16 protein-coding genes are annotated in these 24420 nt (G+C 70.2%); 2 read left to right on the top strand and 14 right to left on the bottom strand.

The genetic code is table 11. The annotated features are described in order from the left end of the window. The first annotated feature begins 22 nt into the window (after positions 1-22). Both J2Y70_RS09065 and J2Y70_RS09060 read left to right on the top strand, forming a co-directional pair. Positions 23-1255 carry an efflux RND transporter periplasmic adaptor subunit gene (locus J2Y70_RS09065; protein WP_309916106.1) on the top strand — a complete coding sequence of 411 codons (1233 nt, stop codon included), beginning with the start codon at positions 23-25 and terminating at the stop codon, positions 1253-1255. Then, positions 1252-4317 (top strand): efflux RND transporter permease subunit, encoded by a 3066-nt coding sequence (locus tag J2Y70_RS09060; protein WP_309916103.1) that lies wholly within the window; start codon positions 1252-1254, stop codon positions 4315-4317. Before J2Y70_RS09065 ends, J2Y70_RS09060 begins: the two co-directional genes overlap by 4 nt. A 40-nt stretch (positions 4318-4357) precedes the next feature. Here the strand turns inward: J2Y70_RS09060 and J2Y70_RS09055 are convergent, their stop codons facing one another. Genes J2Y70_RS09055 through J2Y70_RS08990 form a run of 14 tightly spaced genes read right to left on the bottom strand, consistent with a single transcriptional unit; the run spans position 4358 to position 24419 of the window. Next, the gene (locus J2Y70_RS09055) at positions 4358-5893 is read right to left on the bottom strand and encodes a DUF6519 domain-containing protein (protein ID WP_309916100.1); all 1536 of its coding nucleotides are present in this window, start codon (positions 5891-5893) and stop codon (positions 4358-4360) included. A 19-nt stretch (positions 5894-5912) separates the two neighbouring features. Beyond that, positions 5913-8126: a hypothetical protein gene (locus J2Y70_RS09050; protein WP_309916098.1), complete on the bottom strand. Its 2214-nt coding sequence runs from the start codon at positions 8124-8126 to the stop codon at positions 5913-5915. Positions 8127-8134: 8 nt separating this feature from the next. Then, positions 8135-11296 carry a putative baseplate assembly protein gene (locus J2Y70_RS09045; RefSeq protein ID WP_309916095.1) on the bottom strand — a complete coding sequence of 1054 codons (3162 nt, stop codon included), beginning with the start codon at positions 11294-11296 and terminating at the stop codon, positions 8135-8137. Beyond that, positions 11293-13797 carry a putative baseplate assembly protein gene (locus J2Y70_RS09040; RefSeq protein ID WP_309916092.1) on the bottom strand — a complete coding sequence of 835 codons (2505 nt, stop codon included), beginning with the start codon at positions 13795-13797 and terminating at the stop codon, positions 11293-11295. Before J2Y70_RS09040 ends, J2Y70_RS09045 begins: the two co-directional genes overlap by 4 nt. A gap of 21 nt (positions 13798-13818) precedes the next feature. Further along, entirely contained in the window at positions 13819-14175 is a 357-nt protein-coding gene (locus J2Y70_RS09035; RefSeq protein WP_263394572.1) for a GPW/gp25 family protein, read from the bottom strand. 17 nt (positions 14176-14192) lie between these two features. After that, the gene (locus tag J2Y70_RS09030) at positions 14193-14552 is read right to left on the bottom strand and encodes a hypothetical protein (protein ID WP_263394571.1); all 360 of its coding nucleotides are present in this window, start codon (positions 14550-14552) and stop codon (positions 14193-14195) included. Positions 14553-14566: 14 nt separating this feature from the next. Beyond that, a complete protein-coding gene (locus J2Y70_RS09025; RefSeq protein ID WP_263394570.1) occupies positions 14567-15106 on the bottom strand; it encodes a phage baseplate assembly protein V in 540 nt (179 codons plus the stop codon). Continuing rightward, positions 15103-16230, bottom strand: a complete 1128-nt coding sequence (locus J2Y70_RS09020; RefSeq protein ID WP_309916087.1) for a hypothetical protein — start codon at positions 16228-16230, stop codon at positions 15103-15105. Before J2Y70_RS09020 ends, J2Y70_RS09025 begins: the two co-directional genes overlap by 4 nt. A 3-nt stretch (positions 16231-16233) precedes the next feature. Next, a complete protein-coding gene (locus J2Y70_RS09015) occupies positions 16234-16557 on the bottom strand; it encodes a LysM domain-containing protein (RefSeq protein WP_309916084.1) in 324 nt (107 codons plus the stop codon). A gap of 10 nt (positions 16558-16567) precedes the next feature. After that, positions 16568-17221, bottom strand: a complete 654-nt coding sequence (locus J2Y70_RS09010; RefSeq protein WP_309916081.1) for a hypothetical protein — start codon at positions 17219-17221, stop codon at positions 16568-16570. A gap of 7 nt (positions 17222-17228) precedes the next feature. Next, a complete protein-coding gene (locus J2Y70_RS09005; RefSeq protein ID WP_263394566.1) occupies positions 17229-17657 on the bottom strand; it encodes a hypothetical protein in 429 nt (142 codons plus the stop codon). A 29-nt stretch (positions 17658-17686) separates the two neighbouring features. Next, entirely contained in the window at positions 17687-22108 is a 4422-nt protein-coding gene (locus J2Y70_RS09000) for a DUF4157 domain-containing protein (protein WP_309916075.1), read from the bottom strand. Next, the gene (locus tag J2Y70_RS08995) at positions 22105-22353 is read right to left on the bottom strand and encodes a hypothetical protein (protein WP_309916072.1); all 249 of its coding nucleotides are present in this window, start codon (positions 22351-22353) and stop codon (positions 22105-22107) included. The genes J2Y70_RS09000 and J2Y70_RS08995 overlap by 4 nt, the downstream gene beginning before the upstream one ends. Beyond that, positions 22350-24419: an ATP-binding protein gene (locus tag J2Y70_RS08990; RefSeq protein WP_309916069.1), complete on the bottom strand. Its 2070-nt coding sequence runs from the start codon at positions 24417-24419 to the stop codon at positions 22350-22352. Before J2Y70_RS08990 ends, J2Y70_RS08995 begins: the two co-directional genes overlap by 4 nt. Between the last annotated feature and the right edge of the window lies 1 nt (position 24420).

The raw sequence follows: 24420 nt of genomic DNA, 5'->3' as shown, positions 1-24420 counted from the left end.
GACACTGGTGTGGACATTGGACATGAAACAGGACGAGATCGCCGCTTTGCTGGCACGGCTGCACTTCGACGCGCATCCGCCTGTGCTGGCCAGGCGCCTGGGCGGCCGGGCGAGGGTGGCCGTGCTGGCGCTGATCGCGCTGCTGGCGGGCGTGGCGGGATGGGCGGTCGGGACGTTCGGCCATGGCAGGGCGGCCGAGGCGGCGACCGTGGCCGATGCCGCGCCACCGGGAATGCTCAGCATCACCACCGCAAAGGCGCACCAATTGCAGTGGCAGGAGCAGATCCTGGCCTCGGGTGCGATCGTGCCGTGGCAGGAGGCGTCCTTGGCGTCGCCGCTGAGCGGCTTGCGAGTGGCCAGCGTCGAGGTCGACGTGGGCGATCTGGTCGGCAAGGGCCAGGTGCTGGCCAGGCTGGACGACGCGGTATTGCGGGCCGACGTCCTGCGCCTGCGCGCCGCCCTGGCGCAGGCGCAGGCGCTGCACGCGCAGGCCCGGCGCGACGCCGAACGTGCGGTCGCGCTGCGCGCGAGCAAGTTTCTCAGCGAGCAGGCCATCCTGCAGGCAACCACGCGCGTGGACACGGCCGCCGCCGACGTGCGCGTGGCACAGGCGGCGCTGGCCGCCAAGCGGATCGACCTTGCCAACACCGTGCTGCGCGCGCCCGACGCGGGCGTGATCAGCGCCCGCGCCGCCACGCCCGGTGGCGTGCCGCAGGACGGCGAGGCGCTGTTCACCTTGATTCGCCAGCATCGGCTGGAGTGGCGGGGCGAGGTGACGGCCGCGCAGCTTTCGACCATCGCCAAAGGCCAGGTGGTCCGCCTGACGCTGGCCGATGGCACCCACGCCGAGGCGCTGGTACGCCAGACCTCGCCGGTGCTCGGCAGCGATTCGCGCCTGGGCCTGGTCTATGCGGACATCCGCAGCGGCTCCACCGCGCGGGCCGGGATGTACGTGGAAGGGCGCATCGGTGGCGGGACGACACCGGCGATGGCGCTGCCGGCGGCCTCGGTCGTGGTACGCGACGGACGCAGTTGCGTGTTCGTGCTCCAGGCCTTGGGTGCCCGCCACAAGGTGGCGTTGCGCGAGGTGACGGTGCGGCGGCGCCAGGGGGCGCTGGTGGAGATCGTGGCCGGCGTGTCGGCCGATGATGTCGTGGCGCACGAAGGCGCCGCCTTCCTGGCCGACGGCGACCAGGTACAGGTCGTGCCGGCAGCTGCAGCGCAGGCCGGCGCGCGCAAGGCCGGTTCGCCGTGAGCGCGGCGACCTGGCCCATCCGCCATCCCACCCCGGTGGTGCTGTTGTTCCTGCTGCTGGCGCTGTCTGGATGGATCGGCTTCCGCAACCTCCCGGTGCAGGATCTTCCCGAGATCGACCTGCCCACCATCAACATCGCGCTGGTGCAGCCTGGCGGTTCGCCGCTGCAACTGGAAAGCGAGGTCGCCCGCCCGGTGGAGGACGCGCTCACCGGACTGGTCGGCCTGCGCCATGTGCGCAGCACCGTGTTCAACGGCATGGTGCGGGTGAGCGCCCAGTTCGAGATCGGCAAGCCGCTGCAGGAGGCGTTGACCGAGACCAAGGAGGCGGTCGACCGCATGCGCTCGACCTTGCCGTCCACGGTGCAGCCGCCGTCGGTCAGCGCGGAACTGCTGGGGAGCAGCCCGATCCTGGGGTACGCCGTGCAGGCGAAGGACATGGACGAGCAGCAATTGTCCTGGTTCGTCGACGACGTTCTCGCCAAGACCTTGCGGGTGCTCCCGGGCGTCGGCCGGGTGGCGCGGGTGGGTGGGGTCGAACGCGAAGTGCGCGTCGAGCTCGACCCCGCGCGCATGGCAGCGCTCGGCGTCAGCGCCGCCGAAGTCTCCCGTGCCATCGGCCGTGTGCAGCAGCAAGCCTCTGGCGGCACCGCGCGCCTTGGCGGAGAGACGCAGGCATTGCGCACGGTGGCGACAGTGCAGCAGGCGCGCGAACTGGAACAGTTGCCGATCCCATTGGCGGATGGGCGCTGGCTGCGGCTGGAACACGTTGCACGCATCGTGGACGGTCCGCGCGATCGCAGCAGCGCCGCGCTGCTCGATGGCAAGGCGGTGGTCGGGATGGACATCTATCGTGCGCGTGGACGCGACGAAACCCGGGTGGCGGCGGCGGTGGAGCAGGCCCTGTCCGAACTGGCACAGCGTTACCCGGACGTGGTGGTGACGCGGGTGGCGGGCAGCGTCGACTACACGCAGGAACAGTTCGACGGCTCGATGCAGCTGTTGCTGGAAGGTGCGCTGCTGGCCGTGCTGGTGGTGTGGTGGTTCCTGCGCGACTGGCGCGCCACCGCGGTGGCGGCGATGGCGCTGCCGTTGTCGATCCTGCCCACCTTTGCGCTGATGCCATGGCTGGGCTTTTCTCTCAACACATTGACGTTGCTTGCGCTTGCGGTGGTCGCCGGCATCCTGGTCGACGATGCGATCGTCGAGATCGAGAACATCGAACGCCACCGGCGGCTGGGCAAGCCCTTGCGCGAGGCCACCGCCGATGCGGTGTCGGAAATCGCGGTGGCGGTGATCGCCACGACGCTCACGCTGGTGGCGGTGTTCCTGCCGACCGCACTCATGCCGGGCATCTCCGGCCTGTTGTTCGCACAGTTCGGCTGGACGACCGTGATCGCGGTGCTCGCCTCGCTGCTGGTCGCGCGCTTGCTGACGCCCTTGCTGGCGGTGCATTGGCTGGCCGACGCGCCCGCCATGCATTGCCAGGAAAGCGCATGGGTCACCTGGTACCGTGCGCGAGTGGCGTGGTGCCTGCAGCACCGCACCGCGACGCTGCTGCTGGCCGCGGCGGTGCTGGTTGCATCGCTGGCCTTGCTGCCGCTGATCCCCACCGGTTTCATCCCGCCGGCGGAGCAGGGCTATGTGCAGATCGGCGTGGAGTCGCCGCCGGGAACGTCGCTGGAGCGCTCCACCGCCATGGCCGAGCGGGTGCGCCAGGCGGTGGCGGATCTGCCCGGCGTCGTGCAGGTGTTCACCAGCATCGGCGGCACCGAAGGCGATGCCGGCATGTCGGTGTCCGAGACGCGCAGGGCGGTGCTGACCATCACCTTGGCCAAGCGTGGCCAGCGCCCACCGCAGCCTGCGCTCGAGCAGCAGATCCGCGACCGGCTGACCACGCTGCCCGGCGCGCGCGTGACGGTCGGCGGCAACGCGCCCGGGGGCGAGGTCGCGCTCATCCTGGCGAGCAACGATCCCCACCTGCTGGCCGCCACGGCACGTTCGCTGGAGCGCGAAATGCGTGGCGTGCGCGGGCTGGCCAACGTGACATCCTCCGCCAGCCTCGAGCAGCCGGAGCTGGTGGTGCGCCCGATGCTGGGCCTTGCGGTGGAGCGGGGCGTGGAAACCCAGGCCCTGGCCGACACCGTGCGCATCGCGCTGGGAGGCGATTACGACACCGACCTGCCCAGGCTGACGCTCGACAGTCGCCAGTTGCTGATCCGCACCCAACTGCCGCAGGCCGCGCGCAGCGACCTCGACACGCTCACCCAGTTGCGCGTGCCGGGGCGGCACGGCCCGGTGCCGCTGGGCAGCGTGGCGAGCGTGGCGGTGGAGAGCGGGCCGTACCAGTTGGAGCGGTTCGACCGCCAGCGCTACGTCACGCTCAGCGCGAGCCTGGCCGGGCTTGCGCTCGGACAGGCCAACGCGGCCATCGCCGCACTGCCCACCAGCCAGGCCATGCCCAAGGCGGTCACACGGATCGAGACCGGCGATGCCGAACTGGCCGCGGAAATGGCAGGCGGGCTGATCGGCGCCATCGCCGCCGGTATCGTCTGCATGTACTGCGTGTTGGTGCTGTTGTTCAAGGACGCGTTCCAGCCGATCACCATCCTGTCGGCGGTGCCGCTGTCACTGGGTGGCGCATTCGCTGCCTTGCTGCTGAGCTCGATGGAACTGAACGTGCCGAGCATGATCGGCCTGATCATGTTGATGGGCATCGTGACCAAGAACTCCATCCTGCTGGTGGACCATGCCGAGCAGGCGTTGCGCAACGGCCAGGCGTCTTCTCCGTCGCAGGCCATCGCCGAGGCCGCCGCGCAGCGCGCACGCCCGATCGTGATGACGTCGCTGGCGATGATCGCCGGCATGTTGCCGATCGCGCTTGGACTGGGTGCCGACGCGAGCTTCCGGCAGCCGATGGCGATCACCGTGATCGGCGGGTTGGTGACCTCGACGGTCCTCAGCCTGCTGGTGGTGCCGGTGTTGTTCGTTAGCATCGCCGAACTGCGCCGACGCGTGGTGGCGATGATGGGCAACGCTCGCCGCGGCGGCGCATCTGCGTGACGGCCGCGCCAGGAACGGCCGCGCGACCACGCCGTACCTGTCAGCCGTCCTTTCGCTTGCGCGAGGTCTTTGTCGCAGCTGGCGCGACGATACCGTCCCGTTTCCTGGAGGGGTTGCCGACCAGCTGCGCGCGAGGCGTAGCGCAGGTGCTGGCCGGGTAGACCAGACAGGTGCACGGGGCCAGCACGCCAGGCGCGCCGGTCGCCGACAGGCCGACGAAACCGAGCGGCGCGTGGTAATAGCGGGTGCCCTGCGGTGGCTCCGCCAGGGCATGGCCGTCGCGGTCGCGAGGCCAGCCGGTATCGCCGGTTGTCCGCACCGCGGCATGCCAATAGTCGCCGCTGAGATACTCGCCGTCCGGATCGAAGCGCACCTGCAGGCCGTCCTCCAGGTCGATCCAGTCGTCCTCCAGCCCGGACGACGGCCGCAGCGGCACCGCGCCGTCGTCGAGGCTGACGTCGTCGCGCGCCTGCTGGTCCCAGCGCCGCACCTTGCTGGTGGCGTTCGCCTGCCGTGGCGCGTCCGTCGCCAACACCAACTCGTCGCCGTCGACGCTGGCCAGGCGGCACAGCGTGCCCGGCCGGCCTTGCAGATCGTCGTCCTCGTCGCTGAGCTCCACCCACTGCGCGTCGAGGAAGCCGCGCGTGCTGGCCACGCGCAGGCGTTTGCCGCCGCCGGACACCCAGCGCGTCGCCACGCTGCCGTTGTCGCGCGACCATTTGAAGGTCGGCGCGCCGCTTTCGCTGCCGCGATGGATTTCCACGCGGTAGAGATGGTTCTCGGTGCCGCGGTAGGCGACGTCGGGATCGGTCACGCAGGGATCGTCCAGGCGCTCTGGCGGTTCCAGGCGCAGCGTCATCGCCGCCCCGGCATCGCGCTCGAACAGTTGCAACGGCACCGCGCAGGCCTGCTCCGGGCTCTCGCGCAACAGATCGCGCTGCGCCTGCAGCGCGTCCAGCTGTGCCTGCAGCAGGGCCCGCTCATCCTCGTCCTCGGTCTGCTCGATGCGCTTCTTCCAGTCGTCGATGCGCCCCTGCAAGCGCTTGTCCACCTCGGCCAGGTCGAGCGCGCGCACCTGCCAGACCACCTGCGAGCGGCTGCAGGTGTCCGCGCCGCCGAGCGCGACTTCGCGCAGGTGCGGCATTTCGATGCTGGTCACGTGGCGCTCCCACACCTTGAGATACACCCAGAATCGCGAGTCGTCGCGGTTGGCCGCGCCCAGCCAGCGGCGCAGCGCGTCGATCGGCCCATCCTTGCCGTCGGCCGGGGTGTAGTGCGGCTGCGCCAGGTAGTCGCAGCCTTCGCTTTCGCACAGCATGCCCTGCACATAGTAGCGGCCGGCCCCGATCTGCAATCCCAGGCCGTCGTCGTCGTCCAGCGTCAGGCCGAAGCCCGGACTGCCGGCCGGCGCGGCGTAGGGGCCGAACAGATCCAGCGCCAACGTGCGCAGGTGGTGCAGGAGGATGGCGCCCTGTTCGTTCGGATCGGCGTCCAGGGTGACGCGTCCCTGCTGCAGCAGCACTTGGCTGAAGTGGTGGCGGGGATCGAAGCTGACCCGCGAGAAATCGCCTTTCATGGGTAGGTCCTTTTTTGGTTCAGTCCGCGAACAGGAGCCCGACCGTCATCCCGGCCGGCGTGTGTTGATCCAGGCGCGCGCGCAGGTTGGCTTCGCGCTGGGGTTCGTAGAGATCGTGGTAGGCGCCCATCTCCGAGCCGTCATCGGCGCCGCGACGGATTTCCAGCGCGCTGTCCGGCGTCAGCCGCGCGTAGCCGGGCAGGCCGTAGCGGCGCGATTGGAAGCGCGGCTGCACGCGCTGGCGTTCGGCGCCGATCAGGGTCTGTTCGGTCGCTTCCGGCAAATGGCGCGCGCGCACCGCCGCCGTCACCTCGTCGGGCTGGCAGCGGTAGCGCCGCGGCGAGCGGCAGTGGCAGGGGATGTGGCTGTGGCGCACACAACCGATCTGGCGCCGCGCCACATTGAGGCAGGCGTCGAACACGCTGTTCTCGGCCAGTTCGACCGCATGCACCTGGACCTGGCCGAGCACCGTGCTGTCGCGCAGGGTCAGCCGGACGTGGGCGACCGCCGCATCCATCGCCCCGATCGCATCGCCGCTGCCGGCGGCATCGATGATGCTGTCCGCGATGACCAGCGCGATCGGGTCGGTGCCGACCTCATCCTGGCGCACCTGGATCGAGCCGACGATGCTGTGCTCGATCTGTACGCGTGCCTGCACGCCGAGCAATTCCAGGCTGGGCTCGGAAGCCCGTTCGGGCGCGCAATCGCAGCCGATCCCCCAGCCCGGCACCAGCGTGCAATGGCGGATCGCCAGTTCGGCGCCACAGGCGGGGGTCTTGGCCGCCTGCTCGGCGTAGGCCCGCGGGTCGTGCGGGGCGCTGACCTGCATCGGCCGCCCGGCAAGCAGGATGCCTTCCAGCGCGAAGCGGCTGCCGACGTCCAGTTCCACGCCGAGCGCGTCGGGCAGGTCGGTCTGCCAGTCGATCAGGCGGATCACCGGCCGCGTTCCAGGGGCAGCGCACAGCATCAGCGACTGGCCGGGACGCAGGCGCACGTGCACCGGCTCGACCCACACGCCGCTGTGCATCAGCTCGATCACCGCGTGGGCGGGCGCTTCCTCCTCCCACTTGCGCAAGGCATCGCCGAGGCGCGGCAACGACGAGGCGCCGCCCTGGCCGACGCGATACAGCGTGAACGGCGGCGGTGGCCGCCGCGCCGGACGCGGATATTCGCCACCGCCCAGATCGGCCGCGAAGCCGTAGTGGTAGCTGACCCGCACGCCCTTCTTCGGCACCTGGTCGGGCGGGAACATCAGCCGTCCGCGCTGCGGGTCGACCGCGACCTTGCCGCGCGGTGGCCGGTAGCGCCAGCCGCTCAGGTCGGCCACCACGATGGCTTCGACCGGCACCGGCGCGCTGCCGTCCTGGCCGGCCCATTGCTCTGCCCAGATCGCCAGGCTGGCATCGGCGCCGTAGTCCTGGCGCAGGTGGTCGCGCAGATCGCGGCGGCGCAGCGGCAGCGGCAGGTTCTGTTCGTCGGCCTGGTGGAACGCGTCCGGCTCCGGCCGCGGCTTGCGGTACAGCGGCGCATCCTGGCCCAGCACGCTGAAGGTGAAGCAATGCGCGCCGGCGTCCTCCACGCAATAGGCCGGGGTGCGCGTGACCGGGTAGCTGCGCGTGCGCCAGACATGCACGCCGACGCTGGGCACGTTGTGCCGGCCGCGGCGGTGGCGCGACTGGATGCGGCGCAGGTCGGCGCTGTGGGCCAGGGTGTCGAACGGGCGGTCGCAGCGGTCCAGCGCACGCATGTCGCGCAGGTCCGCCGTGCCCAGGCGCTCGGTATGCAGATGGCTGGGATGCTGGGCGCGGTCGAGCAAGCGGAAATATTCCTGCGCGCGCGCCGGCCATCCGCCGACATCGAAGGCCAGGTCTTCCAGCAACGAGACCGTGCCCTTGCGGCGCCGTTGCGAGATCAGATGCGCGACCTCGCGTCGCGGCACGCGGACACGTTCCAGCGCCTGGCCACCGGCGCCATCGCCCAGTGCCGCCTCCACCGGCCGATAGCCGAGCAGGTCGGCGAGGTAGGGCACGGCCCAGTCCTCGGCGGTCTCGATGAACCAGTTGTCGTACAGACGCGCGATGTCGTCCTCGACCAGGTTCATCTGCTCGGCGATCACCCGCAGCAGCGCCTGCAGCGGATAGCCCTGTTCGGCGTCGCGGATGCGGTGCACCGCCGGCAGCAGCCGATACAGGCGGTCTTCGCGGGGAAGCGTGTGCAGCGAAGGAAGATCCATGTCTGCGCTCACGAGTCGGGGTTGAGGATCAGGGTGTCGGCGACGGATGCCATGAAGCAGGCGATCTGCGCGGGCCGGGCCACGCCTTGTTCGATGCGGCCCGGGCGCGCCTCCACGCGCGGTGGGGGCCGTTGCAGCGCAGCGCCAACGCTCAGCGACTTGCCCGCGTTGTCGCCATGCAGGATCCGCTGCACCTGCGCGGTGATCTGCGCCTGGCTCACCAGCCGTGGCTGCCCGCTCTGCGGGTCGATCTCGGTATCGGTGATGCCGCCGAAGCTGTCCACGTCGACCCAGTCGATCCCATCCACCGACTGGATCGCCGCGATCGCCTCGCACAGCAGGGCCGGCTGCGCCAGCGCCCGCGCATCGAACCCGAAGCGCGCCAGCAGCCGCGTGCGTACCGCGGTGGCCACCGGTTCCCAGCGGTAACCCGGCAACAGCCGCAACCGCGCCTGCAGGACCAGGGCGATGCGTTCGCGCCAGACCAGCCGTATCGGCAGTCCGGAATCGCCCAGCGTGCGCAGCGCCTGGGCCAGATTCCGGTAGAGGTCCGAATCGATATCGATCGGCATGTCCTCCACGCCGGCGTAGCTGATCTGCACGTAGTCGCCCGCCACGTCGGCCAGCCGCCGCGCGTCGGCCTTGGCGATGCCGGCGAACATGCGGGTGAAGTCGGCGTAGTCCGAAACCGACACCAGCCGGTCCAGGGCGATGACCGAGCGTGGCGCGTTCTCGCGAATCAGCGCCTCGGTCTCGCGGTCGGCGCCACCGGAGGCGCGCAGCGGATTGACCACGTCCTTCAGTCCGAGCGGGCGGGTGACCATCAGCGCGACCTGGCCGGGGCGCACATTGCCGCCTTTGCCCAGGCCGTTGCGATATTCGGCGCGCAGGTTCTCGAATCCGCTGGGCGGACGCAGGCCATGCTCGCCGTCGCTGAAGACCACCGCGGTGCCGCCGTCGCCATCGGTGGTGGTGACGAAGGCACGGTCGTGTGGTCCCAGCATCGCCAGGCTTTGCGCTTCCGGCCAGGCCACGTCGTTGACGTAGACCTTCAGCGTGCTGACAGCGCCGAGTGCGGTTGGCGCCGGCCGCCAGGTCAGCGGCGGCTGGCGCAGCTCGAAGCGTTGTAGCGGACGCCGCGCGTCGCTGCTCCCCAGCACTTCGCGCCGGGTCTCGCCGTGGCTGGCGGCGACGACATTGCCGCGGATGCGCACGCTGGCGCGGTAATAGCGGTAGGCCAGCGGCGTGGCCAACTGCAGGGTGGTGTGCGGGCGGTCGCCAGGCAGGTTCGGGTCCTGCCCGTGGCGCAGCCCGGCGACCATCATCAGCTCGGCCGCACGCACTCCGCGCACCCCGGCGATGTCGCTGCGTTCGCCTTCGACCACCACCCAGCGCCCGGACGCCAGTTGCTCGTGCAGCGGAGCCAGTTCCAGCGTGCCGCCGGCGACGTCATCGAGGATCGGCGCATCGGTCAGGTCCAGCGAGCGCCGTTGCGGATGCAGCCAGGTGCTGCGCAGTTCGGTGATCAAGACGCGCGCCTCCTTGACTTCGACCTCGCGCCACTGGCTCGGGCCGTCCGCGTCGCCGAACTCCACCCGGGTGGTGTCGCCCGACAGGCCATAGGCGCTGCGCGGGCCGCTGCGTGCGCGGGCGACGCGCAATACCTCCAGGCGCGGCAGATCGTCGACGTCCTCGCCGGCGCGCGACACCAGGATCAGGGCCCCGGATGCCAACAAGGGAGCGGCGCTGGCCAGGAACGCGTTGCTGGATGACTCGTCGGGCGCATAGTGCCAATCGCTCCAGCTCTCCAGCGCCGGCAGGCCGGGCGAGTCGGTGGCAGGCACCGGATGCGCCGACGTAGCGCCGAACAACGCCTGGCCAGGCCCGAGCAAGTAAACCGCCTGCAGGGCCGAAGGCGCCGCGCCGGCAGTGGAGCCGCGCCAGGCATCGTAGTAAGCGCCCTTCAGGCGCGGCGCGAAGCCGGTGATCAACTGCGGCTGCAGGTCGGCGCCGCGGGCGAAGGCATCGCCCAGGTCGCGGCGCAGGCGCAGGCGGTTGGCGGCCTGGACCTGCGGCGGCATCAGCAAGGCCTCCACTGCCTCATCGGGCGTGGACACGATCGGCGCCGCGCCAGGCAGTTCCAGTTGTTTCAGCGCATCGCCGAACTTGGCGATCGCATCGATGGAGTCGCCCTCCACGCCGTTCTGCAACCGCTCGGCCCACTCCGCCAGCGGCCACGCGTCCGCGCCCAGCAGCAGGCCATCGCGCAGCCGGGTGGCGTTGCGCACGGCATTCGCATCGCCGTCGCCGTTGTCCTGCAGGCGCTGCAGCTCCAGCACCAGGTCCTGCAGCAATGGCAAGGCCTGCGGCACCAGCGGCGCCAACGGTTGCAGCCGCAGCGTGGTGCGCTGGGCTTCGAAATCGGTCTCCAGCGCCAGCACGCGACGCGCCTGGTAACGCATGGCGCCGCTAGCGAATTCGAACAACAGCAGGTCGCCGGCGCTTGCCCCGGTGTCCACGCCGGCCGCGTACACCACGTTCAAGGCGGGCAGGGTCGCCGCGTCGATCCGTTGCGGGCGCTGGCGGCGGATGCCGAGGTCGTTCCATTCGCGACGCGCCTGCAGCGGCTCGTCGGTTTCGAACATCTGCGGCAACTCGTCCGGCCCGGGGATCGACTGCGCACGCGTGCCGACCGGCACCTCGACCGGCTCGGCCTGATGCTCGTCGACGTTGTAGGCCAGGTGCACGCTGGCCGACACGCCGGCGCGCGGCTGGTAGCCGACCAGGCGCGCGAGCTCGACCAGCGAGCGCCGCTGCACGGCCGTTCGCAGATAGCCTTCGTTGGCGATGCGCTCCTGGTAGAAGGTCAGCACGTCGCCGACGCAGGCCCAGGCATCGAGCAGCGCCAGCGCCGGATCGGCGGGGTCGCGGGTGGTCAGGGCCTGCAACGGGCGATGGTGCAGCAGCGTCTGGCCGTCCTCGCCGGGCGCCGTCACTTCCATGCCGGACAGGCGCGCCTTCATGCTGGCCAGGAAGCGGCCGTGGGTGCCGACGCGATAGGGCAGCGCCGGCAGCGCCGGGCGCGGTGCGATCGCGACCGGCGTCATCGTCGCAACGCCGTCGCAGCAGCCGCACTGCGCGCCACCGCAGTGGCAATCGTGCGTACTCATCGCCCACCTCCCACGCTGATCGACAGTCGCCCGTGTTCGGGCCGGGCGGGATCGGCGTCCAGGCGCGCGATCTCGTTGCCACGCAAGGCCAGCACGCCATCGTCGAGTTCGCGGTTCGGCGGCGCGTACAGGCGTTGCAGGCGGGTGACCCGCGCGCATTCCACCCCCGGCACCGACATCGCCTCGGCCACCAGTGCGCTGACGCGGACGTTCTGGCCGAACTGCAGGCGGTCGGGATGGAAGTAGCCGGGCTGGCCGTCGCTGCGGCAGCCGGCGCCGAAGCGCTCGCGCAGGGCGGCGCTGACCGCGCCGCGCGCGTGGCCGGGCAGGACGCAGACCTCCAACGCGAGGTCCAGCGCGACGTAGGTCGCCGTTTCCACATGCAGGTCGTGGCCCATGCGGCGCACCCGTTCCAGGGCGGTCTGCACCTGCGCCAGCACCGCCGGCGCGGCCGGCACCTGGCCCAGCGGATCGAGCGCGACATCGGCTTCGTACCAGCTGCCGGTCCAGACCAGTTCTGCGGCGGCGCGTTGCAGGCGCGGATCGCGTTCGGCGATGCGCGCGTAGTCGGCGGCGACGATGGCGCGCTGCAGGTCGCTGCGGAACGCCGACGGCGCCAGCAGGCGCGCCTGTGCCAGCGGTTCTGCATCGACGCCGCCACGCGCCGGCAACGGGTTGCCGAGGCGCAGATCGATGCCGCTCAGGCGCTGCCCACGCACGTACAGGCGATTGATGCTGCCGGCGCCGACATTGCCGGCGCTGCCGTTACCGACGCGATAGCGCGCCTGCATGATGAGTCCGGCGCGCGGGCGCTGGCCCAGGCTGCCGTCGCCGAAGCGCACGCGCGCGCGGCCGTCGTTGTCGATCTCGGCGACGACGTGGCGGTCGCCGCCACGGCTGGCGAGCAGGTCGAACACCGGTTGCCAGGTGGCTTGGTCGCTGTCGAGCACGGCCAGGGCCGGCGATGCGTCGCGCGGATCGGCAGCGACGCTGGCGCTGGCCGCCGCAGTGGCGGCGGGGGCGGCATGGCGATGGGTCAGCGGCGACTCGGCCAGGCGCCAGCTCACGCGGGCTGCGCCCGCATCGGTCGGCGCCGGTTGACCCTCGCACTGGCATTCGTGCGGCGAGTCCGCTTGCGGCACCGTACCCAGGTCCTGCGGCCCGGTGCTGCGTCCGTGATCGACCAGCAGCACGTTGGCGAACGCCATCGCGACATCGCGCAGCCGGGCGCAGGCCGGCGCCGGGCCGAGCGCGGACAGGCACAGTGGAAAAGGCAGGGCGTCCTGCGCGTGCCATTCGATCTGCAGCAATGGCGTCGGCCGCGGATCGTCGGGGCCTGACGGGAATAGGCTGTCCTCATCGGGCGCGACGCGGACCAGCCGCACCGGCCAGGCGCGCTGCGGATCCGCATCGGCCTCCAGGCCGCTGCGCGCGCCGACCACCTCGCGCAGGATCAGCACATCGCCGGCACGCAGATCGAGCGTGCGCGCCGGCCCCTCGGCGTCCGCCCAGCCGTCGCGCAACACCGCGGTGGTGGCGCCCCGCGGCAGGCAGCAGTCGTCGCGGCCCCAGTCGTACAGGCCGATGCGGCTGTGTGCGGCGCGCAGCCGCACGTTGGCCGCAGCGTCCGCACCGACCGGCTCGAACACCGCCAGTGCCGGTGCGTCCAGCGCGGCCATGCGTTCGTCGTCGAGCACCGTGGGCAGTGGTGCGTCGGCGGCGATGCCGCTGACAAACGCGATATCGGCCGCGGGCAGGTCGAGGTCGCTGTCGGTTTCCAGCGCCACCCAGGCGCGCGCGTTGCAGCCCTCGTGCAGGCGGTAGTCCACCAGGCGCGCATGGCGACGCACCGAGATGCGCTGGCGCGCCGTGCCGAGATAGGCCTCGGTGGCGACCGCGTCCTGGTAGTAGCTGAGGTAGTCGCCGGCGTAGGCCAGCAGTTCGGTCAGGGCGACGCCGAGGTCCGGCACGTAGCGCGGCTGCCAGGCCGGCGAGATCAGCGCCAGGCGATCCTCGATCAGGCGCTTGAAGCTCGCATAGTCCTTCACCAGGTAAGACAGCGACGGTTCGGCCGGCGCCGGTTCCACGCAGGCCGGCGCGCTGGCGCAGTCGAGTTCGGCGGGGCAGCCGACCTTGAACGAGAACGCCGCGCTCGCGTACATCGGATCGAGCCCGGCCACGCCTTCGAGATGCAGCCGATAGGTGCCGTGATCGCCACGCCGGTCCAGGCGCACGACCAGCCAGTCGTCGCGATCGGGACCGTCGCCGATCTGCGGATCCACATCGACAATGACCAGGGGCCGGTCGCCACGCCCGCCTTCGAGCCGCAGATGGCCCGGCAGGCCCGGGCCGTCCTCGCGCAGTTCCGGCGGCAGCTTGCCGAGGAAGGTGACGTACAACGCACGCTGGTCGTCGGAGACTTCGACGAAATCCAGCCCGACCCGTCCCTGGAAGGCGCGGACGGCCTGGCGGCGCGGGTCGGTCAGGCAGGAAAGGTGCATGGCAAGGCTCCTGGTCGCGGCCTAGAGGGCGTGTTCGAAATCGGCGACGGCGTCTTCGCCGGTGCGCAGCACGCGGTACTCCACGTGTACGCGTAATGCTGCGTCGTCGGCGCTGACCTGCAGGGCACGCAGTTCGACCACGTCCTGCAGCCAGCGCTGCAATGCCGCCTGCAGGGTGAACTGCACCGTCGCCGCCAGTTCCGGGCTGTTGCCGGCAAACACCAGCTGCAGCAGGCCGCTGCCGAAATCCGGACGGTTGACGCGCTCGCCGGCCTGGGTGAACACCAGTTGCTCGATCAGGTCGCGCACGTGGCCATCGAACCCGACCTCGGCGCTGCGGCCGCGGCCATCGACGTGGAAAGGAAAGTCGAGGTACATGCGCATGCTCCTGGCGGTCACATCGCGCTGACGCGCGCCTGCATCGCGCCGACGATCGGCGCCCCTTGCGGAATCTGTTCGGCGCTCTGGCAGATGCCCGGTCCTGGCCCGGGCGCCGGTGCCAGCATCACCGGCAACCCCATCACCTTGACCCGGGTGCTCGGCATCGACCAGCGCACGGTCACGCATGGCTGCGGTTTGCTTGGCGGCACGGTGAAGGGGCAGCCGAGCACGGCGATGGTCGGCGCGCCCGGCGGCATCACCGCCACCGGTTGCCCGACGACCAGTACCCGTGTCTGCCCGGGCACGATCTTGGCCTGGCCGGCGGCGTGCTGGCAGGTCATGGCGGCGTTGGCATGGAGCAGGAAACCCGGCATGGCGGAACCTCGGCTTAGGTAATGGTCATCGCGACTTTGTTGAAGGTGATCGCCGGGCCGACGAGATAGATCGACGCGCCCTTGCCGTTGTCGATGTAGATGCCGCTGTCGTTGACCACGAGCATCGCGCCGGTCGTACTCTTGAGCACGATGCCGCCGGTAACCGGCGTGGGCGGCATGTCGCTGACCATCACCATGTTCTGCAGCAGGGTCTGGATGACGATGTTGGGATCGGCGGGATTGCCGAGCTTGGCCATCGCCGGCGCGTCGCTGGGCAGGTCGAAACGGCAGCCCAGCCAGACCGGCTTGTTGGCGTTGCCCTGTTCGAACATCACCCATACGCCGGTGCCCGAAGGCGGCACCGCATAGATGCCCATGCCCGGACCGGGCGGGCCGGACAGCGGGGTGCACGGTTCGGCCCAGGTGGTGGGCACGAACGAGGCGACGTCGGCAATGGACAGCAGCAGGCGCCCGCGGAAATAGGGGTCGGCATTGCTGGTGACGGTGCCGCGATAGATGCCGGGGAATTGGCCGTTGCGATGGGACTGGCTCATGTCGGCACCTTCGGCGTCAGCGAGATCAGGCCGTCGCGGCTGAGCTGGAAGCTCTGCTTGTATTCGCCGCGCTTGAGTTTGTGGGTGACGCTGTCCACGTAGTACAGGCCGTCGTAGGCCATGCTGGCGCCGCGCACGCCGACCAGCATCCGCGAGCGCAGCACGTGGCCGTAGCGCAACACGTCGAGCGAGCCGGTGGCGGTGATGGCGTTGGCCGAGCCCTTGAGCAGGCGGCCGAGCACCTTCTTCGCGGTGGACAGCGTGTCGTCGCCGCCGGACTCGCGGAACATCGCCAGGCGCAACGGCGCGATCGGCCGCGCGCCCAGCGGCGGCTGGAAGATGCTGATCGCCGGGATCGGCAGCGGAATCGGTACCCGGCCGGTGACCGGGTCGTAGACGGTGACCAACATGTTCTCCTTGGCCAGGCCGTCGAGCGAGAAGCTCAGCGACTCGACATTGGTGTGCGCGTCCATGTTCACGTTCAGCGCCGGCTGCGGCACCGGCACGCGGATGTCAGGGCCGAGGTAGGCGATGCTCTGCCCCGGCAAGGGGCCGGGCTCGACGTAGAAGACGAAGCCGTTGTCGTCGGCGATGCGCCGCAGATGGGTCAGGTCGGTGCCGTTCTGCGACTCGATGCGCTCGGTCATGATCGGCTGGGTCGGAATGAAGCCGGGGATCACGATCGGCGCCACGCCCAGCGCGGCGTACTTGGCCAGCACCGCATAGGCCTGCACCGTGTCGGACATGTTGGGATAGGGCAGGGCGAGCTCGATCAGGTCCATCGCCGCGCTGAGGTCGTCGCCGGTGACGGTCAGCGTCGACTGCCCCGGATCGTTGCTCGGCGCCAGATCCTGGCGCGTCACCATGCCGTCCATCAGCACGTGCGGCATGCCGCCCAGCGTGACCATCACGATCACCCGCGTCACCAGCGGATCGAAATAGCCCGACGGCAACAGCGTGGTCAGCAGGCTGGAGTTCTTGCCCACCGCGAAGGTCAGCTGGAAACCGGCGCGGTCGCGGCCGCTGGTCACTTCCACGCTCTGCAACGCCTCGACCACCGCGCGCGGCACCGGGACCGGCACGGCCGGCCCGATCATCAGCGTGAGGTGGACGCCCTGCAGCATGACTCATTCCCGCGCCGGCGGCGGCACGCCGTCGGGCAGGGCGATGCGCACGATCCCGCCGACCTCGTCGGTGAGCGCATCGGGGTGCATCACGCCGTTGGCGTCGCACAGGCGCCAGAACGCCTCCGGATCGCCCAGTTCGCGTGCGGCGATGTGGTCGGGGCGCTCGCCTTCGACCACCGCGTGTTCGCGCAGCACGCTGAAGCCGTCCACCCTCGGCAGGAAGCGCCGCTGCAGGTAGGGCACCACGGTGCCGTCGGGCAAGGTCAGCTCGGTCAGCGGGACGTTGTGATAGCGGCTGGTCGGTGGGAAGTCGTAGTTGGCCATGATGGGTTGCTCAGTGGATGCCGGAGATGCCGAGCGCGCGGAAGTCGCCCTGGCCGGCCTGTGCGGCGAGGCGCTCGCGTGCCTGCAGGTAGCCCATGAACAGGCCGCCGCCGCGGCTGTCGAAGCCGAGGTCGTCGACGTTGAGCACGCGCAGGCCGAGCGAGACCTTGGCGCGGATCGGATTGAGCTGGGTGTCGAACGCTTCCTCGGTGATGCTCAGTTCGGTCACCCGCACCGGCACGATGCGCTGCGGCCCGAACACGAACACCGCCAGCGGCGCCTGCGCCGGCGCGATCTCCAGCGAACCGGTCGAGGCCACCGCATCGGCACTGCGCAGGTCGGCGCTGCTCGGCTGCACCAGTGCTTCCAGCGCCGCCAACTGCGGATGCAGGCCAAGCGTCACGTTGGGGCCGCGGCCGCTTTCCAGCGCATCGGTGGCGTCGATCTCGGCCTCGAGCTTGATCGTCTCCACCGCTGGGCCCTTCAAGCGCAGCGCCTCGCTGCGGTCGCCCTGGTCGCTGCCCACCCCGCGCACCTGCAGGGTCCGGGTGAGGGTGTCCGGGTTGTACTGCAGCGCCAGGATCCGCAGCACGTGGCCGGCCAGCGGGTCCAGCAGGGCCAGGCCACCTTTGACCAGCTTGGGCGTGCGCGAATAGCCGCTCATGGCGTTCTCACTCGTAGCTCTCGGCCACGCCGCGCAGGTAGCCCGGCTGGCGGCGATCCAGGGCGGCGGTGGCCATGCTCAGCGGACACTCTTCGGCGTCGTCGTCCATGCGCACGATGGGCAGGCGGTAATAGACGTTGTCCGGGTCGTCCAGATCGATGTCCCAGGACGCCTCGTCCAGCGCCAGCACCATCACCAGGCCGATGTGGCGCGCCACCGCGTCGAGCACGGCGCGGTGCTCCAGCGCCAGCGCCGCATCAAGGCTGGCGAAGCGTTCGAGCAGGAAGGCTTCGACCGCATCGAGCGAGGCCATGTCGCGGCCCGGGTCGCTGGGCATCATCGCGTAGAGCTCGTCGCGCACTTCGACATCGCTGGCGAGCCAGATCTGGAAGTCCTCGCGCGAGTGGAATCTGAAGGCGTGGAAGGGGTCGGCCATGTCGGTATGCTCCGGAGTCGGGGAAGGGGTCATCGCTTGGGCAGGTTGCGGCTGACGAAGGTGCTGTTGCCCTTGCCGTCGGAGGTGCGCCGCTCGACCAGGATGCCATTGTCCAGCAGCAGCTTAAGCAAGGGTCCGCTAGGTTCGGTATCGATCAGCATCCACTTGATCTTCCAGCCGCGTTTGACCAGCTTGGCGTCGCGCATCACTTCGGAAACGATGTCTTCGGTGGCGTAGATCTTGCCGGTCTCGTACGCCTTGACCTCGATGCCGATCTTCTTCTTGACGTCGGCGATATCCAGGCGGCGCACCTCATCCTTGCCGGTCTTGACCGTCTGCTCGGTCTTGCCCATGCCGATGCGCGCATGCTCGGCAGCGACGATGATGTTGGCCTTGTTGGCGCGATCGACGTTGGCGTCATAGACATTGGACCAGCTGTCGTAGGGCAGGTCGCCGCCGATCAACTCGTACATTTCGCGGCGGATCGCTTTGTGCCGCTTGCTGCCCACATCCTGCTGGCGCAGCTTGGTTTCGAGCTCGGCGTACTGGCGCTGCTTGGCCTTGGACAAGCCCTTGGCGGCAACGAAGCCTTCGCCGTCGCCAGCGAACGCGGTGCCCATGTCGAGCGTGCGCAGATGCTGATCGAGCTGCACCTGCAGGCTCTCGAGCTCGGCCATCGCCTGCGCCGCGGCTTCCGGGCCGAGCGTGCGCATGTGCTCCATCTGCTGCTTGATCGCCTTGGGCAGCTTCTGTACTTCGAGGCTGGCCTCGTACGAGGCGCGGTGTTCGGGCTTGATCGCATCGATGCCGATCAGCCGCGCGATGTCGGCGATGGCCAGCTTCACCCGGCCGGAGAAGCCCTGGTATTTCTGCATCGCGCGCACGGTATCGGCATGCATGCCGACCGTTTCCGGACGGGCGTCGGGGCTGCAACGGATGCGGATCTCGGTGATCAGCCCGGTCTTGTCGTTGATGTCGTAGTCGACCCGGACATCGTTGCCTTCGAGCTTGTCGTCGATGCTGGCGAGCTTGCGCATGTCCGGCGGCAACTCGTGGGCCATTTCTTCCAGGGTGGAGCGGCGCTCGGTCGCCGGCGCGGTGCCGGGGCTCGCTTGTTCGGGATGCGCAGCGGCCGCTTCCTTGTCGGCCTTGGCGCGGGCCTCGTCGTCGACGCTGTTGGTTTTTTCCTTGATCGCGGGCGGCTCGCCCAGTTGGGGTTCACCGGGCGCGCGTTCCAGCGGGCTCTTGGCGGTGGGTTCGCCCGGGGTCGGCGCGCGTTCGGCCGGCAGGCTTTCCTTGGCGGCCGCGCCCTTGGCTTCCGGCTTTGCCGGCCCTTGCGCCTCCTTCGCCGCCTGCTTGGCCTTCATCACGTTGCCGGCGATGAACATGCCGTTGTTCTGCACCGCCGAACCGATCGCCTGCGCGCGGGCGCGGCGGGCGGCGGCATGGGTCATGTTGCCGCTGCGTTCCTGCGCAGCGATATCGACCATTTGATCGAGGAAGCTGAGGTTGCCCCAGATCAGCCCACCGTAGTTCATGACTTCGTTGGCGATCTCCACGCCCTTGGCGATCCGTTCGGCGGCCTTGAGCGCGTCGGTGGCGGCGGCGATTTGCGCTTGGGTGAACTTGCTGTCCTGGACGATCGCGAACACCTTCTCGAACTTCTGCACGCGCAGCCCGGCTCCCAACTGGCCGGCCGCGCCGACACCGCCGAGCACGCCGAGCACATCGCTGACGGTCTGCGCGTCCAGGTACAGGCGGCCCGCCTGCCAGCGCTGGATCAGCCGCGCCGCCGCAACGCCGGCGCCGATCACCGCGCCGGCGGTACCGGCCGAGGCGACGAACAGGCCGACCGCGGCCAGCGTCATCACCAGGTCGTCCAGGCGCTTCTCGGCCAGCGCCCAGTTGGCCGGCGCACTTTCCACGTACATGGTTTCCGGCGCGCCGGATTCCAGCCCCAGGTTGCCGGTACGCACGCCGATCTTGCCGCGGCCGTACGATGCATGGCCGCCGAACTTGGTCAGCGCCGAGCGCAGCGCTTCGCTCGGCGTGCCGCCCATGCCGACATAGGCATCGCCGTCGCGATTGGTGACGTCACTGACCAGCCAGCGGTGCCGGTCGCCGTGCTTGGCCATCGGCCCGGCCGACAGCAGCATCGGATACTGCTCGCCGGTGACCTCGGAGATCAGCGTGGCATTGAGCCGGCGCATCGGCTGAAGGTCGGTGGCGCCTGCGGTGCGTTCGGCCTCGTGGCGCTGGTAGCGCTTGATCTGGTCCTGCACCAGTTCCAGGTCGCGCTCGCGGCCGTAGTCGGAGAGGTTCGGCGCCTCCTTCCTGAAGTCGTCCAGTTCCTTCTGCTTCTCGGCCTCGCTCTTGCGCAGTACGTCCAACGCCGAGCCTTCAAAGCGCAGCCGCGCCTGCGACAGCAACTCGCGGAGGTACTTGCCCTTGGCGACCTCACCGGCAGCGTCGGCCAGCTTGATCTGCGCCTCCAGTTCGGCCAGTTGCGCGCTGGGCTCGTCCAGCGCTTCGTCTACCGCCTTTTCCATCGGCGCCACTTCGGTGATCTTGGACGCGACCGAGGGCGGGCGGATGATCTGCTTGCCTTCGCGGTCCTCGTTGATCGCCGGCGTGGTGATCGTGCGCACCAGGTAGATGCCTTTCTTGGTGAAAGGGATTTCCTGTTGCGTACGCGGGCCAGCGAACAGCTCGGCCACCCAGCTCAGCGCCGCGCCTATGGCGGTGGTCAGCAGCGAGACCGGCGCCAGTTCCAGTGCCAGCCGATTCGCGGCGGCATTGGATAGACGCTCGCCTACGGTGTCGCCCTGCGGGTTGAGCGTTCCGTGGGCGGCGCGAAGATTGTCCTTCCGCCAGTCGCTGAAGGCGCGATTGAACTCGTGATTGGCCCCGCCCATGCCGGTGACGTCCTTGCCGGCGCCTTTCCTCGCATGCTGGAGCTGTGCCAGCCTTTCCTCGTAGCTGGGGCCGCTGTCGTCGACCTTCTCGCCCTTCTGCTTGGCCTTGTCCTTGTTGGCCTGCTGCTCGGCGTATTGGGTGACGTCGAACGACTCCCAGCGGTAGTGGATGGTTTCGCCGATCTGCGAGATCGCCTGCGAGGCCATGTTGTAGTTGCCGTTGGCGCCCCAGTCGATGGTGGCCGAGTAAGTCGGGTTGGCATCGACCGGGACCAGCTTGGGACCGGTCATGTTGACCGGCCACGGCGGCGCATTCGGCGGTTGGCCGTCGCCGCGACCTTGGAGCGGACTGGCATACAGGCCGGCGCCGCCGGCGCCGTCCTTGCCGCCGCGACCGCCGCTGTCGTAGGTGGGCACGAAATAGATCACCAGCGGGTTCGGCGTGGCGTTGACCCGCTGCCGGAACGTGCCGGCGTCCTGCAGGATGGCAGTGAGATCCATGATCGGCAGGCGCTTCGGCGCTGCGGCACCGGCGCCTGCCTTCTTGGCGTCGTCGGCGGCCTGCTGCTTCTCCTCGGCACTGAGGTCGCGCGAGACCACCGGGCTGGCGCTGGACTCGATGTCGATGCTCTTGCCGCTGCGATCCACGGTCACCGCGCGCATCGCGTTGCCGTAGTGCACGTAGATGCCGGGGGTGAACGCCAGCCCCTTGATGTCCTTGAAGGGCAGCTTGCCGCCGACCGGCTTGCCGCTGTCGTCATAGACCTTGAGGAACTTCGGGTGCAGGCCGACGAAGACCATCTTGCGCAGCGCTTCCCCGCGGAAGTTCAGGTGGTTGGCGCCCATGTAGGCGGCCGCCGCGTCCATGCCGCTGCTGTGGATCTGCAGCCGCGTCCAATCGGGGTCGTCGGTCTTCTTCTGCTCGGTATCGGCGGGCTTGGGCGCCGTGGTCTTGCCGGCATTGGGCTTGCGCCGCAGCACCGGCGGCATGCCGCGGTCCTGGGCGACATGCGCCAGCTCGTGCGCGATCAGCCGCCGGCCTTCGACATCGCGCGGCGCATACCGGCCCTGGTCGAAGACGACATGCGCGCCGACGCTGTAGGCCTGCGCGTCCAGCGCCCGCGCCGATTGCGCGGCGACGGCGTCATGGTGCAGGCGCACATGTCCCAGCGAGGTGCCGGTCTGCGCTTCCATGTCTTCGCGCAGCGCCGGCGCCAGCGGCTGGCCGGGACTGCCGAGCGTGCGCGCCAGCGACACCGGCGGGGCGATGCGCGCGGCCCGGTCGCGCGGTGCGGTGGACGCCGGCAACGCAGGCGCGGCACGACCCGCCGCGTACGCATCGGCGAAGCGGTCGGCGTCGCGTTCGCGCGGGTCGTCGATGTCGCCGATGGCGATCGGTCCGGCAGCGTGCGAGGCGGCGGCACAGGCGGTACAGCGCGCTTCGCCCATCGTGTGGTTGCCGCAGGCGCAACGCGAGGCGGCGGCCGACGCGGGCGCCGCCAGGCAGGTGTCGCGCTGGCGCAGTGCCTTGGTCATCGGCACAGGCCGCCGAGCAGCGAACTGGCGACGGCGCGCGCGCCGTCTTCCGCGGAGGTGCTGCGGCCGAGCGCGACCGGTGCTGCGGCCAGGCGCTCCTGCGCGAGCGGCCGCGGCGGTAGCGACTGTTGCGCCAGCAGCACGCCGAGTTGCCGTTCCAGCGCGGCCTGGAAGAGCAGGTGCTGCCCGGGACCGAGCGCGATACCGTGCAGGACGACGCGGTCTATATGCAGCCTGGCGCTCATGCCGGCGTTCTCGCGGACACCGGCGCCGGCCGCGCCGTGGCACGGAAGTCCGCCTCGTCGACCGGCCGGCCCAGTTTGCGCAGTTCCGCGCGCACCGCCGCCAGCATCCGCGGCATGTCCACCGCATCGTCGTCGGCCGCGGCGGCGAAGGCGGCATTGAGCGCGATGGAATGGATGTTGCCGCCGCTGAGGTTGAAGCGTGCCAGGCGCTCGCAATCCAGTGCGCGGCGCGGCACCTCCGCCGGCAACGCGTTGCGCCAGATGCGGCAGCGTTCGGCCGGGCCGGGGTACGGGAAGTTCACCACGAAGCGCAGGCGCCGCAGGAACGCATTGTCGAGCGAGGCCTTCATGTTGGTGGCCAGGATGGCGAGGCCGGAAAACGACTCCATGCGCTGCAGCAGGTAGTTGGTCTCGATGTTGGCGTAGCGATCGTGGCTGTCCTTGACCTCGCTGCGCTTGCCGAACAAGGCGTCGGCCTCGTCGAAGAACAACAGGGCGCCGCCCTGTTCGGCGGCATCGAACAGACGCCGCAGGTTCTTCTCGGTCTCGCCGATGTATTTGCTGACCACCGAGGACAGGTCGATGCGGTACAGGTGCAGGCGCAGTTCGTTGGCGATGACCTCGGCGGCCATGGTCTTGCCGGTTCCGCTCTCGCCGGCGAACAGCGCGCTGATGCCGAGGCCGCGGTTCATGCGCTCGCCATAGCCCCATTCGCGGTAGACGCGGTGGCGCGCGCGCGCCTGCGCGGCGATCTGCCGCAGCAGCGCATGCGGTTCCTCGCCCAGCATCAGGTCGTCCCAGTGCGCCCTGGGCTCCAGCCGCTGCGCCAACAGGTCCAGCCGCGGCGAAGCGAAGTCGCGGCACAGATCCCAGGCGGGAATGGCGCGCGTCCGTGCACCTGCGGCGGCCTCGCCGATGCGGCCGAGGTCGAGATCGAAGTGGCTGGACAGGCTGGCGGCTTCGGCCTTGGTATCTTCCCCGGCGAGTGCCTCGCGCCAGGCGTGATACTGCTCGCTGGCCGTCGGCAGCGGTGCGCGGACATGACAACTCGGCACGTCCAGCGCCAACGGCGTATCGCGCAGGCCGACGAACACCGGCCCCAGCGGCAGGGAGAGCAAGGTCGACAACGCGGCCAGCCGTTCGCCCTCGGCCTCGTCGGCCTCCACGTACAAGGCCAGCGGCAGCAGCAGGCTTTCGCGGCGCCACAGGCGCGCCAGCGTCTCCAGTTCGCCGCGCTGCAACGGCAACGATTCGGACGCGATGCGGTGCAGCCGGCGCGACAGCCGCGCACAGACCTGGGTGGCGATCGCCAGGCGGCTGTGGCGGTCCTGGCCCAGCAGCTGGACCACCGGCGCGGCGTCGCCGGACGCATCGTCGAGCGCCGCCAGGACCTGCTCCACGCTGGCCTGCTGCAGCGCCGACGCGGGCCGCTCCGCGACCTCGGGGCCGATCCAGGCGCCGAGACGCGCATCGGCCACGTTGAGGCCTTTGACGGCGTTGACGATGCGCTCGTCCGCGCGCAAAGCAGCGGCGGTGAGCGCGGTCGCACCGGGCTGGTTGATCTCCAGCAGGCGCAGGTGGCGCAGCGGCCGGTGCGGCGACAAGGCATCCCACGCCGCATCGTCGAACAGGCGCAGCGCCAGCGCGAACGTCGGCGCCGACACGCCGTCCTGCGCGGCCGCAATCGCGGCGGGCAGCGTCGAATCCAGTTCGACCGCCACGCACAGCCACAGGATGTCGCTCTCGAAGCGATCCAGGCCGAAACGTCGCGCCAGCGCCAGCAGTGCCGGTAGCGGCTCGTCGCCCGCAATGGCATCGCGCGCCGCGGCGACGTCGGCCAGTGACGCGGCGGGGTCCGGTGCCGGCAGGGCCGGCAGGTCGGGCGCGTGTTTCTTCCAGCGCGACCAGGAACGTGGCGATCCGCCAGCTGCAGTGGTTGCGGCAACGGTGGCGGTGAACGGCGTCACCGCCTGCAGGCGCAGGTGCAGCCAGTCCAGCGACAGCTCGAGATAGCGCTCGTTGGCCAGGCTCCAACCGGGGTGGTCGTGGGGGGCAAGGGCGCGCATG

The organism is Xanthomonas sp. 1678, from assembly GCF_031455575.1.
Taxonomy (GTDB): Bacteria; Pseudomonadota; Gammaproteobacteria; order Xanthomonadales; family Xanthomonadaceae; genus Xanthomonas_A.
The sequence above is the reverse complement of the archived record's forward strand: the minus strand, read 5'-3'. Positions and strand labels throughout refer to the sequence as shown.

Excerpts from the sequence above, each read along its gene's own strand:
- J2Y70_RS09010 (WP_309916081.1), bottom strand. The coding sequence starts at position 17,221 with ATGAGCGGCTATTCGCGCACGCCCAAGCTGGTCAAAGGTGGCCTGGCC.
- J2Y70_RS09040 (WP_309916092.1), bottom strand. The coding sequence starts at position 13,797 with ATGCACCTTTCCTGCCTGACCGACCCGCGCCGCCAGGCCGTCCGCGCC.
- J2Y70_RS09065 (WP_309916106.1), top strand. The coding sequence starts at position 23 with ATGAAACAGGACGAGATCGCCGCTTTGCTGGCACGGCTGCACTTCGAC.
- J2Y70_RS09015 (WP_309916084.1), bottom strand. The coding sequence starts at position 16,557 with ATGGCCAACTACGACTTCCCACCGACCAGCCGCTATCACAACGTCCCG.
- J2Y70_RS09035 (WP_263394572.1), bottom strand. The coding sequence starts at position 14,175 with ATGTACCTCGACTTTCCTTTCCACGTCGATGGCCGCGGCCGCAGCGCC.
- J2Y70_RS09045 (WP_309916095.1), bottom strand. The coding sequence starts at position 11,296 with ATGAGTACGCACGATTGCCACTGCGGTGGCGCGCAGTGCGGCTGCTGC.
- J2Y70_RS09030 (WP_263394571.1), bottom strand. The coding sequence starts at position 14,552 with ATGCCGGGTTTCCTGCTCCATGCCAACGCCGCCATGACCTGCCAGCAC.
- J2Y70_RS09005 (WP_263394566.1), bottom strand. The coding sequence starts at position 17,657 with ATGGCCGACCCCTTCCACGCCTTCAGATTCCACTCGCGCGAGGACTTC.
- J2Y70_RS09025 (WP_263394570.1), bottom strand. The coding sequence starts at position 15,106 with ATGAGCCAGTCCCATCGCAACGGCCAATTCCCCGGCATCTATCGCGGC.
- J2Y70_RS08995 (WP_309916072.1), bottom strand. The coding sequence starts at position 22,353 with ATGAGCGCCAGGCTGCATATAGACCGCGTCGTCCTGCACGGTATCGCG.
- J2Y70_RS09055 (WP_309916100.1), bottom strand. The coding sequence starts at position 5,893 with ATGAAAGGCGATTTCTCGCGGGTCAGCTTCGATCCCCGCCACCACTTC.
- J2Y70_RS08990 (WP_309916069.1), bottom strand. The coding sequence starts at position 24,419 with ATGCGCGCCCTTGCCCCCCACGACCACCCCGGTTGGAGCCTGGCCAAC.
- J2Y70_RS09020 (WP_309916087.1), bottom strand. The coding sequence starts at position 16,230 with ATGCTGCAGGGCGTCCACCTCACGCTGATGATCGGGCCGGCCGTGCCG.
- J2Y70_RS09000 (WP_309916075.1), bottom strand. The coding sequence starts at position 22,108 with ATGACCAAGGCACTGCGCCAGCGCGACACCTGCCTGGCGGCGCCCGCG.
- J2Y70_RS09050 (WP_309916098.1), bottom strand. The coding sequence starts at position 8,126 with ATGGATCTTCCTTCGCTGCACACGCTTCCCCGCGAAGACCGCCTGTAT.